At 63.9% G+C, this 13,083-nt stretch carries 11 protein-coding genes; 1 reads left to right on the top strand and 10 read right to left on the bottom strand.

The features are described from left to right. Positions 1-67: 67 nt before the first annotated feature. The 10 genes from ASC97_RS26555 to ASC97_RS26510 all read right to left on the bottom strand — a co-directional run bounded on the left by ASC97_RS26555 (position 68) and on the right by ASC97_RS26510 (position 12,668). Positions 68-388, bottom strand: coding sequence for a hypothetical protein (locus ASC97_RS26555; protein WP_244481606.1), 321 nt, complete (start codon positions 386-388; stop codon positions 68-70). After that, a complete protein-coding gene (gene cysG, locus ASC97_RS26550) occupies positions 385-1,884 on the bottom strand; it encodes a siroheme synthase CysG (RefSeq protein ID WP_057471336.1) in 1,500 nt (499 codons plus the stop codon). The genes ASC97_RS26555 and cysG overlap by 4 nt, the downstream gene beginning before the upstream one ends. Then, on the bottom strand, positions 1,856-4,513 hold the full coding sequence (locus ASC97_RS26545) for a nitrate reductase (protein ID WP_057471335.1): 2,658 nt from the start codon (positions 4,511-4,513) through the stop codon (positions 1,856-1,858). The genes cysG and ASC97_RS26545 overlap by 29 nt, the downstream gene beginning before the upstream one ends. After that, the gene (nirD, locus tag ASC97_RS26540; RefSeq protein ID WP_057471334.1) at positions 4,514-4,843 is read right to left on the bottom strand and encodes a nitrite reductase small subunit NirD; all 330 of its coding nucleotides are present in this window, start codon (positions 4,841-4,843) and stop codon (positions 4,514-4,516) included. A 10-nt stretch (positions 4,844-4,853) separates the two neighbouring features. Continuing rightward, on the bottom strand, positions 4,854-7,304 hold the full coding sequence (gene nirB, locus ASC97_RS26535; protein WP_057471333.1) for a nitrite reductase large subunit NirB: 2,451 nt from the start codon (positions 7,302-7,304) through the stop codon (positions 4,854-4,856). Positions 7,305-7,309: 5 nt separating this feature from the next. Next, positions 7,310-8,107, bottom strand: coding sequence for an ABC transporter ATP-binding protein (locus tag ASC97_RS26530; RefSeq protein WP_057471332.1), 798 nt, complete (start codon positions 8,105-8,107; stop codon positions 7,310-7,312). Between the two features lie 11 nt (positions 8,108-8,118). Then, entirely contained in the window at positions 8,119-9,012 is an 894-nt protein-coding gene (gene ntrB / locus ASC97_RS26525) for a nitrate ABC transporter permease (RefSeq protein ID WP_057471331.1), read from the bottom strand. Positions 9,013-9,074: 62 nt separating this feature from the next. Beyond that, positions 9,075-10,373: a CmpA/NrtA family ABC transporter substrate-binding protein gene (locus tag ASC97_RS26520; RefSeq protein WP_057471330.1), complete on the bottom strand. Its 1,299-nt coding sequence runs from the start codon at positions 10,371-10,373 to the stop codon at positions 9,075-9,077. A 356-nt stretch (positions 10,374-10,729) separates the two neighbouring features. Then, a complete protein-coding gene (locus ASC97_RS26515; RefSeq protein WP_057471329.1) occupies positions 10,730-12,007 on the bottom strand; it encodes a CmpA/NrtA family ABC transporter substrate-binding protein in 1,278 nt (425 codons plus the stop codon). Positions 12,008-12,050: 43 nt separating this feature from the next. Further along, positions 12,051-12,668, bottom strand: a complete 618-nt coding sequence (locus tag ASC97_RS26510; protein WP_057471328.1) for an ANTAR domain-containing response regulator — start codon at positions 12,666-12,668, stop codon at positions 12,051-12,053. 251 nt (positions 12,669-12,919) lie between these two features. Here ASC97_RS26510 and ASC97_RS26505 point away from each other — a divergent pair. Further along, on the top strand, positions 12,920-13,083 hold a 164-nt coding region (locus ASC97_RS26505; protein ID WP_443216786.1), incomplete at its 3' end, for a porin.

The raw sequence follows: 13,083 nt of genomic DNA, 5'->3' as shown, positions 1-13,083 counted from the left end.
TGGAACAAAGAAAAACCGCCGGATCGTCCCGGCGGTTTTTTCGTTCGTCACGCTTTCGACGTTTGCGCTAGAGAGCAGCCGCCGGGACGAACTGGAGGTAGGCTGCGAGGCTGGCCATCGAGAGCCAGAGATCCCCATCATGGGCCGACGTCCTCCTTGCCGCCGCGGCAAGCGCGCCGGTGAGGACGATGAGCAGGGCGATCCAAAAGCCGTTGCCGGCGAAAGCCAGGCCGAGCGAACCGATACTGACAGCACTTGCGAATATCGTCTGAGGCGAGACTGCGACGGACGAATCCTGCCGGGCACGAAATATGGTCGCGAAGCGGCATGCGCTGAACGCAATCGACAGGACGAGGAGAGCCGGGGCCATCGCCTGAAACTGCATCATCCTGCCCTTTCGAATGCGATTGCGATCTGCGTGAGGTCGTTGTCGTCCTGCTCGCTTCGACGCGCGGCGAGCGCGCTTCCGACGGCGATCAGGACGGGATTGTCGTAGCCGATCTGAACGATGCCGTCGGAGAGAGTTGCAAGGCTGCCGCGCCATGCGCGCTCCGTCGTACGGCTCACGTCGCTGACGATCACGGCGGGCGTGGCGGGCGGGAGGCCTTCGGCAATCAGTTTCCCGGCGATCGCAGGGGCCGTCCGGCCTCCCATGTAGAAGACCGTCGTCGTCTGCTGATCGGCAACGGTTGCCCAGTTCACATCAGTGGGCAATCCGCCGTAGCGGGAATGGCCGGTGATGAAACGCACCGACTGGGCGTGGTCGCGATGGGTCAGCGAGATGCCGAGGCGCGAGGCCATGGCGCTTGCAGCCGTGATGCCGGGGATCACATCGACCGGAATGTTCTCGCGATCGAGATGGGCGATCTCCTCGCCGGCCCTGCCGAAGATCATCGGGTCGCCGGATTTCAGGCGCACGACCCGCTTGCCTGCCTTGGCGAGCTTCACCATGGTCTCGTTGATGTCTTCCTGGCGGCAACTGGTGCGGCCGCCACGTTTTCCCACCAGCATCCGCTTCGCTTCGCGGCGGGCAAGCTCCAGGACCTCCGATGAGACGAGGTCGTCGAACAGGATCACATCCGCGGCCTGCAGGGCGCGAACCGCCTTCAGCGTCAGCAGCTCCGCGTCGCCGGGGCCGGCGCCGACCAGTGTGACGCGGCCACCTCCGGACGAGTGGGCGGGCGCTTCCCGAAGCCGCTCGGCCTCCTTGAGAAGCAGCCCGCCGACGCCCTCCTCCGGCGTATCGGAACTTGAAAACGCGCGGTCGACGAAACCTTCCCAGAAGACGCGGCGCAGCGGTCCGGGCACGAGCCGCTCGTTGATGGTTTCCCGCAGCGATTGGGCAAGTTCGGCCCAGCCTTTCAACGCCCGCGGCAACAATGTCTCGATCCGCCGGCGGATTGCCTGGGCCAGGATGGGTGCAGCGCCATCGGTTGATATCGCCACCACGACCGGCGACCGGTTGACGATCGAGCCGAACTGGAATTGGCAGAAGGCAGGCCTGTCGATGACGTTTACGGGTACACCGGCCGCATGGGCGGCATCAAAAAATGCCCGCGCTTCGCCGTCGTCCCCGCAGTCGGCGATGGCGATCGCCGAGCCGGCGACGATAGATGCGTCCCACGCCTGCGGGTGGTGAGCGAATGAGCCTCGTGGATGTTCTGCACCGCGCAGAACGAGCTTTTCGAAGGTGTCGGACAGCCTCTCTGCATAGACGTGCACCTCGGCGCCGCAGGCCGCGAGAAGCTCGGCCTTCCAGGCTGCCGCATCCGAACCGCCAGCGACGACAACGCGCTTCCCTTCCAGTGCCCAGAAGACCGGAAGCTTGGCGAGAGGTTCCAGGCGGGCCGGATTGTCATTCCGCGGCGGCTGCAAGACATCCATCGATGATCCCCCTGATTTCGGAGCGGCAGGAGCCGCAGTTCGTTCCGGCATTGGTTGCCTTGCCGACGGCCTCGACGCTGTGACAGCCGCTGCGGACTGCCTCGACGATCTGGTTGACGCCGATGCTGAAGCAGGAGCAGACGGTTGCCCCTGGATCCGGCTGGTCGGCGCCGGGGCGGCCGGCGACCAGCGCGAAGCGCTTGCGCAGGTCGTCGTGACAGGCGGCAAGCTGCGAGATGGCCCAGTTGCGGGCCACCGCCACCGGCTGGCGCGCGAGGAACAGCGCCGCGAGCAGCCGCTTGCCGTCGAAGAAGGCCAGCCTGAGATCGCCGGATTGCTGGTCGGCGTAACCGAGCGGTTCAATGCCCGCGGGGATGGCGAACGTCTCGCGGCACCAGCTGCACCAGTCGTCGACAGCACGATCGAAGCCAAGTTCCAGGCGCCAGCCGCCGTCGGCCTTTGCCACTGCCCAATAGGCGGCGTCGAGGCTCTGCGGCTTGCCGGCCGAGACGGCAAATCCATATCGCGCCGCCTTGAAGGGCCGTGCTGCGACCGCAACGTTCTTGGAGGCCGGCTGGCCGGAGAACGGATCGGTGATGGGGGCAACGACCACATCGATACGGGCGCGGGCCGCGAACTGATCGTTCCAGTGCATCGGCACGAAGATGCTGCCGCGCGCCTGCCGGTCGGTGATCAACGCGCGAACGATCGACTTGCCATGCGGACTTTCGATCTCCACGAGGCCGGCGTTGCCGACGCCGATCTCGATCGCATCGCGGGGATGCAGTTCGGCAAAGGGTTCGGCGATATGGGAGGACAGGCGGGCGCTTTTGCCCGATCGGGTCATCGTGTGCCACTGGTCGCGGATGCGGCCGGTGTTGAGCGTGAAGGGGTAGTCGGCGTTGGTCCGGTCCGAAGCGGCGGGTTCCACCGCGACGAAGCGTGCCTTGCGGTCGGCGTGGAAGAAGTCGCCCTTGGCGAAAAAGCGGGTGTCGGCCTTCACGTCGCCTGCGGACCTCGGCCACTGGAACGGGGACATCGCGTCATAGTCCGTCTCGTCGATGCCGGAACAGGCACCGATGTCGAAATCGCGGCTGCCGTCGTTTTCGAAGGCGGAGAGCGCTGCGTGCTCCTCGAAGATGCCTGCCGGGGATGCGAACGGGAATGCTTCAGCAAAGCCCATGCGGCGCGCGACTTCGGTCAGCTGCCACCAGTCCGCGCGCGCTTCGCCGGGTGCGTCGAGGAACGGCCGCTGGCGGGAAATGCGGCGTTCGGAGTTCGTGACTGTGCCGCTCTTTTCTCCCCAGCCGAGCGAGGGCAGCAGCACGTGGGCGTGCCGGGTCGTGTCGGTTTGCTTGAGGATGTCGGACACGACCACGAACGGGCAGGCCTTGATGGCTGCCTCCACGGCATCGGCATTCGGCATCGAGACGACGGGGTTGGTCGCCATGATCCACAGTGCCTTGATACGCCCCCCTGAGACGGCCTCGAACATGTCGACGGCTTTCAGGCCGGGCTTCGTCGCCACGCCGGGAGATTGCCAGAAGCGCTGGACGCGGTCGCGGTCATCGGCGCTCTCCAACGCCATGTGGGCGGCGAGCATGTTTGCCAGCCCGCCGACCTCGCGGCCGCCCATGGCATTCGGCTGGCCGGTCAGCGAGAAAGGCCCCATGCCGGGGCGGCCGATGCGGCCGGTTGCGAGGTGGCAGTTGATGATGGCGTTGACCTTGTCCGTGCCCGAGACGGACTGGTTCACACCCTGGCTGTAGCAGGTGACGACCTTCTCCGTCGTTGCGAACAGACGGTAGAATTCGCGGAGCTGCATGGCGGGCAGGCCCGTGCACCCCAGGATCCCGTTGAAGGACGACGCGGAGGCCGATGCGAACGCTTCGGCAAAGCCGTTGGTGTATTCGGCCACATAGTTCTGATTGACGGCATCGTGCGAGATCAGATGCGCGAAAAGGCCGACGAAGAGGGCGACATCGCTGTCCGGGCGGATCGCCAGATGCAGGTCGGCGATATCGGCTGTCATCGTGCGGCGCGGATCGATGACCACGACCTTCATACCCGGGCGCGCAGCCTTGGCCGCCGCCAACCTCTGATAGATGACAGGGTGACACCAGGCGAGGTTGGAGCCGGTCAGGATCACCAGATCGGCGAGCTCGATGTCCTCGTAGGCGCCGGGCACCGTGTCGGCACCGAAGGCGCGGCGGTGGCCGGCGACGGACGACGACATGCAGAGCCTCGAATTGGTGTCGATGTTGGCCGAGCCGATGAAGCCCTTCATCAGCTTGTTGGCGACATAGTAGTCTTCGGTCAGCAGCTGTCCGGAGACGTAGAAGGCGACGGCGTCCGGCCCGTGCTCTTCGATGGTTCGCGAGAAGCGGTTGGCAACGAGGTCCAGAGCGTCGTCCCAACCGGCCGGCCGGCCGGCGATCTCCGGATGCAGAACGCGTCCGTCGAGGTCGATGGTTTCGGCGAGCGCCGAGCCCTTCGAGCACAAGCGCCCGAAGTTTGCGGGGTGCTCGGGGTCGCCGTTGACGGACACGACGCCGTCGTCGGCGATCCTGGCGATCACGCCGCAGCCGACGCCGCAGTAGGGACAGGTGGTCTTGACCTCTTCCGCCATCTATTCTGCCGCCATCATCAGACTTTCAAGGGCGATCGAGAGGGCACCGTTCTCGTTGCGGACGGCAATCGTGCGGACCGCGCCCTCGTCGGCGCCGAGTGCCTTGCCGGTTTCCAGCGAAATCACCCAATTGTGCAGCGGGCAGGTGACCGCCCTGGCGTGGACGATGCCCTGGCTGAGCGGGCCGCCTTTGTGCGGGCAGTGATCCTCGATGGCGAAGACCTCGTTCTCGGCCGTGCGGAAGACGGCGATCTTGCCCTGTGGCGTCTTTACGCAGCGTGCGCCACGCAGCGGAATATCGGAGATGTCGCCGATTGGATGCCAGTTCATATCTATCCCCTCACTCCGCAGCTTCTGAATACCCGACGGTCGCCATCGGCTTGAACTCGTGCTTGTCCTTGCCGGAGACGCGCTCCGACCAGGGGTCGACCTGGGCGAAGGATTGGCTGAAGACGAAACGCCCGTAGTAGCCCTGGCGTTTTTCGGCATCGCCGACGATCTGTCGGCGGATCTCCTCCAGGCCGACGCGCTTGGCCCATTTGTAGATACGCTCGAGATAGCGGGCCTGCTCGCGGTACATCTGCGTCAGCGCCACGATATGCTCCAGCGCCTCGTCTTCGGTCCTGACGAGCCCGAGGATCTCGGTGCCCTTGATGTCGAGGCCGGCGGCGCCGGCGAAATGGATCTCGAAGCCCGAATCGACGCAGACGACGCCGATGTCCTTGCAGGTTGCCTCGGCGCAGTTTCGCGGACATCCCGAGACGGCGAGCTTCAGCTTCGCCGGCGTCCAGGAGCCCCACATGAACTTCTCGATGCGGATGCCGAGGCCGGTCGAATCCTGCGTGCCGAAGCGGCACCAGTCGGAGCCGACGCAGGTTTTCACGGTGCGCAGGCCCTTGGCATAGGCCTGGCCGGAGACGAAGCCGGCCTTGCCGAGATCGGCCCAGACCGCCGGCAGATCTTCCTTCTCGATGCCGAGCAGGTCGATGCGCTGGCCGCCCGTCACCTTCACCATGGGGATTTCGAACTTGTCGACGACATCGGCAATGGCGCGCAGCTCGTTGGAATTGGTCACGCCGCCCCACATGCGCGGCACGACGGAGTAGGTGCCGTCCTTCTGGATGTTGGCGTGGACACGCTCGTTGATGAAACGGGACTGGTAATCGTCGGCATATTCGTCCGGCCAGTCGCAGACGAGGTAGTAGTTGAGCGCCGGCCGACATTTGGCGCAGCCGCAGGAGGTCTTCCACTCCAGCTCCTGCATCACGGCAGGAATGCTCTTCAGACCCTTGGCCTTGATCAGGCGGCGGACATCATCGTGGCCAAGCTCGGTGCAGGTGCACATCGGCTGTACGGCGGCCGGGTTGTAGCCGTCGCCCAGCGTCAGGGCCATCAGCTGCTCGACCAGGCCGGTGCAGGAGCCGCAGGAGGCGGAGGCCTTTGTGTGGGCTCGCACATCGTCGAGCGACGTCAGGCCCTTGCCCGAGATCGTCGAGGTGATCTTGCCCTTGCACACGCCGTTGCAGCCGCAGATTTCCGCATCATCCGGCAAGGCTGCAACGGCCGCCATAGGGTCCAGCGGCGACCCTCCCTGGTAGGCCTGTCCGAAGATCAGCGTCTCGCGCATCTGCGAGATGTCCGTCGCCTTCTTCTTGAGATCGTTGAACCAGGCGCCATCGGCGGTCTCTCCGTAGAGCACGGTGCCGATGATCCTGTTGTCCTTCAGGACGAGACGCTTGTAGACGCCGGCTGTCGCATCGCGCAGGACGATCTCCTCACGGTCGTCGCCATCGGCAAAATCGCCGAGCGAATAGAGATCGATGCCCGTCACCTTGAGCTTGGTCGGCGTGTCGGAATGGACGAAGGCGGCCGACGTGTCGCCGGAAAGGTGCGAGGCGGCGACACGGGCCATTTCGTAGAGCGGCGCGACGAGGCCGTAGACCATGCCGCCGACTTCGGCGCATTCGCCCAGCGACAGAATGCTGCCGTCCGAGGTCCGCATGCCGTCGTCGACGACGATGCCGCGGTTGACGGCGAGGCCCGCGTCCTTTGCGAGGCCGACGTTCGGACGGATGCCGACCGCCATGACGACAAGGCTTGCCGGGATGATGCGGCCGTCGTCGAGCTCGATGCCCTCGACCTTGCCATTGCCTGTTATCGCCTTGGTGTTGGCCTTGGTGATGACCTTGATGCCGCGTTCCTCGACGGCCTTCTGCAGGAGATAGCCGGCAGCTGGATCGAGCTGGCGCTCCATCAGCGTTGGCATCACATGCAGCACTGTCACGTCCATGCCGCGCTGGGCGAGGCCGGCCGCTGCTTCGAGGCCCAGAAGGCCGCCGCCGATGACGATTGCCTTTTCGCGCGACTGGGCCGCCAGCAGCATGGCCTGCACGTCGTCGAGGTCGCGGTAGGTGATGACGCCGGGCAGGTCCTTGCCGGGAACGGGGATGATAAAGGGCACGGAGCCGGTGGCAATCACCAGCCTGTCGTAGCTCTCCGTAACGCCGTGGTCCGAGGTCACGGTCTTGGCGTGCCGGTCGATCGCAACGATCCTGTGGCCCTTGTAGAGCGTAATACCGTGGTCGATGTACCAGCCATCGCCATGGATCACGATCTGCTCGTAGGTCTTTTCGCCCGACAGAACCGGCGAGAGCATGATGCGATCGTAGTTGACGCGCGGCTCGGCGTTGAAAATGGTGACCTGATAGTGGCCGGGCGCCTTTTCGAACAGGTGCTCGAGCATGCGCCCGGGCGCCATGCCGTTGCCGATGATAACGAGTTTCTCGGTCATGTCGGTTACTCCGCGGCTTCGACGAAGCGGTGGCGTTCGTAGAGGAACTTCAGCACGGCTTCGCGGCATTTGAGGTAGGTTCGGTCGGAGGCGAGTTCGATGCGGTTGCGTGGGCGGTCGATCGGGACCTCGAGGACCTCGCCGATCCTGGCCGCCGGGCCGTTGGTCATCATCACGATACGGTCGGAGAGCAGAACGGCCTCGTCGACATCGTGAGTGATCATCACCATCGTGTTTCCGAGCCGGGCGTGGATCTCCATCACCGCGTCCTGCAGGTGAGCGCGGGTGAGCGCGTCGAGCGCGCCGAAGGGCTCGTCGAGAAGCAGGATCTTCGGTTCCATCGACAGCGCGCGGGCAATGCCGACGCGCTGCTTCATGCCGCCGGAGATTTCGGAGGGGCGCTTGTCCCTGGCGTGGGCCATCTGGACGAGGTCGAGATTGGCCATGACCCATTCATGACGCTCGGCCTTGCCCTTCGAACTGCTGAAGACCTTGGAGACGGCGAGGTTGACGTTTTCATAGACTGTCAGCCAGGGAAGCAGGCTGTGGTTCTGGAACACGACGGCGCGCTCCGGGCCGGGGGCGTTGACCTCGCGGTTTTCGAGAAGCACGGCGCCCGCCGAGACCGGCGTCAACCCGGCGATGAGGTTCAGCAGCGTGGACTTGCCGCAGCCGGAGTGGCCGATGATCGAGACGAACTCTCCCTTGGAGATCGTCAGGTTGATGCCCTTCAGCACCTCTGCGCGCGTTCCTGCGCGGTCGAAATACTTGTCGATGTGGTCGAGTTTGAGATAGGCGTTCATGATCGTTCCTCTCAATTGGCCGAAGCGCCGCGCGTGATCAGCTTGCCGACGGCTGCAACCAGCTTGTCGAGCGCGAAGCCGACGACGCCGATGTAGGCAAGGGCGACGATGATGTCGGGCAGGCGCGACGAGTTCCAGGCATCCCAGATGAAGAAGCCGATGCCGACGCCACCCGTCAGCATCTCGGCTGCGACGATCGCGAGCCAGGAGAGGCCGACGCCGATGCGAAGACCGGTGAAGATGTAGGGTGCGGCCGAGGGCAGCATGATCTTGAAGAAGAACTCGATCTGATTGAGACGCAGCACCTTGGCGACGTTGCGGTAGTCCTGGGGAATGTTGCGCACCCCGACGGCGGTGTTGATGATCACCGGCCAGATCGAGGTGATGAAGATCACGAAGATCGCCGATGGGTTGGCGTTCTGGAATGCCGCGAGCGAAAGCGGCAGCCAGGCGAGGGGCGGCACGGTACGCAGCACCTGAAAGATCGGGTCGAGGCCGCGCATCGCCCAGACCGATTGGCCGATGACGGCGCCGACGACGACACCGGCAATTGCGGCGAGGCCGAAGCCGTAGGCGACGCGCTGCAGCGAGATCAGGACGCGCCAGCCAAGCCCGATGTCCTGCGAGCCGTAGTTGAAGAAGGGGTAGGCGATCAGATCGTAGCTTTCCTGCCAGACCTGGTGCGGCGACGGCAGGGAGGCGGTGGGCGACGAACAGAGCACCTGCCAGACGGCAAGCAGGATCACCAGCACCACGAGGGGCGGGACGACGTTGCGTGCGACCGCGGCTGCGATCTTCCTCGCGTCGAACCTGGCTGCAGGCCGCTTTGAAAGCGGCAGAATGGTTGCTGTCGTCGACGCGGCTGCGGCTGTCGCGATTGTTTGTTTCTTGGCCAGGGCCGGCATGGAACGCTCCTCATACGAATTCAAGAAAGGACCGACGCGCCCCTTGCGCGCCGGAGACGCGATCAGGACGCGGCCTTGATGGCCAGGCTATCGAGATAGGCGGACGGGTTTTCCGGGTCGAAGACCTTGCCGTCGAAGAAGGTTTCCTTGCCGCGAGAGGAGGATGCCGGAATGTCGGCTGCTGCAACGCCGAGGTCCTTGGCCGCTTCGCGCCAGATGTCCTCGCGGTTCACCTTGTCGACCAGCGTCTTGATATCGGTATCCGGCGCGAGCTTGCCCCAGCGGATGTTCTCGGCGAGAAACCACGTGTCGTGGCTCTTGAACGGATAGGAGACGCCGCCGGCCCAGAATTTCATGTAGAGATCGGTGCCGTGGACGACGCGGCCGTTGCCGTAGTTGATGTCGCCCTTGAGGCGGCCGAGGACGTCCTTCGGCGGAACGTTGAACCACTGGCGCCTGCCGAGAATGGTCGACATTTCCTCCTTGTTGTCCATGCTGTCGCACCATTGCTGAGCTTCCATCACGGCCATCAGCAGGGCCTTGGCGGCGTTCGGGTTTTTCTCGACCCAATCGGTCCGCATGCCCAGCGCCTTTTCCGGGTGACCCTTCCAGAGCTCGCCGGTCGTCGCCGCCGTGAAGCCGATGCCCTGGTTGACGAGCTGCTCGTTCCAGGGTTCGCCGACACAGAAGACGTCCATGTTGCCGACCTTCATGTTCGCCACCATCTGCGGCGGCGGCACGACGATGGTCGAGATGTCCTTGTCCGGGTCGATGCCGCCGGCGGCGAGCCAATAGCGGACCCAGAGGTCGTGAGTCCCGCCGGGGAAGGTCATGGCTGCCTTGATTTCCTTGCCTTCAGCCTTCTTCTTCTCGAAGGCGGCTTTCAGCTTGGAGGAGTCGAGCTGCACGCCGGTATCGGCATATTCCTTGGCGACCGAGATGCCCTGGCTGTCGTAGTTCAGTCGGGCGAGGACAGACATCGGCACCGGCTGATTGTTCTGCGTCACCTTGCCTGTCTGCATGAGGTAGGGAAGCGGCGAGAGGATGTGGGCGCCGTCGATACCGTTGGCAGCGCCGCCGAGCACAAGATTGTCCCGCGTGGCACCCCAGGAAGCCTGCTTGGCGACGTCGACGTCAGGAAGGCCGTGCTTTCCGAAGAGGCCCTTTTCCTTGGCGACGATCAGCGGGGCGGCGTCGGTAAGCGCAATGAAGCCGAGCTTGGCGCCGGTGACCTCGGGACCCGCGGCGGCGGCGAAGGCGCCCGAGGGAAAGGCGGTGCGGACTGCGGTGATCAATGCTGCGGTAGCCGTCGTCTTCAGGATGCTGCGGCGGGTGATGCCGGTCGTTACTGTCTTGTTCATTCCGAGGTCCCCTCTGCTGGTGATGGCCGGAATTTCGGGAATAAAAAAACGCCGCTCGGAGATTGCGTCGTCGGGAGGGAGGTCCCGGACAGCAAAAACCTTGCGACGTCGATGTCTTTTGTGAACGCCAATCGCGCGTTCATCTTGCTCCGGTCGCCGTTGACCGGTGCGCTAAGGGCGATGCAAGCAGCATGCCAGTTTTGCTCATTCCTAATAATGCATTGAAATGGCAGCGTAATAGCTGGAGATCAGTTGATGCCTATTTTTGAGGCGTCGATCTCGTCTGCTGCTGTTTTGAGCTGTTGCCGGTGCTGCTGCATTCGCAGTGCAATCAAATTGTGCATCACAGCATGGGTTCACACGTCGTCGGCACCGGGTTTTGCCCTATTGCTCCTGACGGCAAAGCCGGAGACGTATTCGACGAAGTGGGAGGGATCGAACACATGCCCGTCCATGAAGCGGTCGCCGTCCTCGGTGCCCTCGATGCGGATGTCCGCATCGGGCGGAGTGTTGACCTCGCCCAGGGCGGCACGATAGAGATCGGGGCGATAGGCGGATGTAGCGATCCTTGCATTGTTAAGCGTCATATCGGCCTGTCCCCAGCGAACCATCTGGCTGTAGATCCACAATGCGTGGCTCGGGCGCGGATAGTTGGCAAAGCGGCCGTGGAACAGGAAGTAGTCGTCGATGACACGCCGGTTGCCCCTGGCGTCGAGGTTGAATTCGCCGGCCAGGACATGGCGGATGATCTGCACCGGGGCGGCGATGTAGCGTGCATCCGCCAGCGCTTCGGCAAGCGCGTCGTGGTTTTCGACACGGTCGCACCAGCGCGCCGCAGCATCGAGCGCGACGATCAGCCGGGAGACGGTGTCCGGGTGGCTTTCGGCCCAGTCGGGCCGCATGCCGATCACCTTTTCCGGCGCCGAGGGCCAGATGTCCTGCTTGGCGGCGACGATTCGCCCGACCCCGCGTTCGGAGGCGATCATGTTCCAGGGCGCACCGACGCAGAAGCCGTCGATGGCGCCTGCGGCCAACGCGTCCGAGGTCAGCGGCGGTGGCACGACGACAAGCCTGACGTCGTTGTCGGGGTCGATGCCGCCGGCGGCCAGCCAATAGCGGAATTCGTAATTGTGCGACGAGAAAGGGTAGGTCATGGCGAGCGTCGGCAGCGCTTCGCCGCGTGTCTTGATGTCGCGCAGGACCATGGCGAGCGCGCGGGCGCTCTCGAGCGCGCCTGCGGTCTCCGCAAGGCCGGCGTCTTCCCGCATCCTGTCGAACAGGCGCGTCGACAGAGTGATGGCGTTGCCGCCGCGGCCGAGCGAAAAGGGCGTGATCGTCGGCGACGGGTTGGATCCGAGGCCCAGCATGGAGGCAACCGGCATCGGCGAGAGCATATGGGCGATGTCGAACTGGCGGAAGGCGAGGCGATCGCGGACGTTGGCCCACGAGACATCCTTGACGAGGTCAAGGGTCAGACCTTCCTTTCCTGCAAAGCCGAATTCCACTGCCGCGATCAAGACGGAGGCGTCGACGAGCGGGATGAAGCCTGCCCTCAATGTCTTCGGACCCTCGGTCGAGGCGCGGGCAGGGGCGGCAAGGCCGCCGGTGGCACTTTCGGTCATCGTCATATCCATTCCGGTTTCCTCCGGATGCCAGGCAAACGCCGAGCGTCCGCGATCACATCAGCAGTCCAGCGGCGGTCACCACGCTCTGGGCGATCTCGGCGATCTTCTTCTTCTCATTCATCGCTGTCTGCCGCAGGAGGGCGAAAGCCTCCTCCTCCGACAGGCCCCGCATTTTCATCAGTATGCCCTTGGCCCGATCGATAATCTTGCGCTCCTCAAGCGCCGATTTGGCGTCGGCAAGCTCGCGCTGCAGGCGGCTGAAGGCGTTGAAGCGGCTGACGGCCATTTCCAGGATCGGCTTGACGCGCTCCTTCTTGAGGCCGTCGACGATATAGGCCGACACGCCCGCCTCGACGGCTGCCACGATCGAGTCCTCGTCCGATTTGTCCACGAACATGGCGATCGGGCGTTTAACCGCACGCGAGATCTGGAAGATGCTTTCCAGCATGTCGCGGTTCGGGTTCTCCAGATCGATGACAATGACGTCGGGATTGATCTCCTCGATCCGCCGCGCCAGACCGTTCATGTCATCGGCTACAGTCACGCGGTCGTAACCGGCCTCCCGGAGCCCTACCTCGATGATAGATGCCCGGATGCTGTTCTCATCGATGACCAGTACGTTCAAACTGGACTTCAAGGGTTGAGTGGCCACGGATTTACCGGCATCCATTCTTTGTTGAACGCATCGCGAAGCTAGATAGCGTCTGTCGTGTTTCTGGAAATGCGCGAAGCGAGCCTTAAAATCAAGCAAATATTTTTCTGCATAAATTTTGGACTTCCTGCGCCAATAGATCGACAGGGTAGCTGACCGAAGGCGTCTCAAGCCCACCCGCGCCGTCATTCCCTGTGGCGCGCAAGGCACTTGCGTTTTCGCTGCATAAGAAGATCATTGCGAATCAGAGGCTGCAATGTGGGGAGCGCATGGTGAATCTCAGGTACGCATTTCTTGGATCGGCCATTGCGCTGGCCAGTCCTTCGTTTGCGAACGCAGCGGATGCGATCGTCGCCGCTGAGCCGGAGCCGGCAGAGTATGTGCGCGTCTGCGACGCCTACGGCACGACTTACTTCTATATACCGGGCACGGA

The sequence above is a fragment of the Rhizobium sp. Root1203 genome (assembly GCF_001424945.1).
Taxonomy (GTDB): Bacteria; Pseudomonadota; Alphaproteobacteria; order Rhizobiales; family Rhizobiaceae; genus Rhizobium.
The sequence above is the reverse complement of the archived record's forward strand: the minus strand, read 5'-3'. Positions and strand labels throughout refer to the sequence as shown.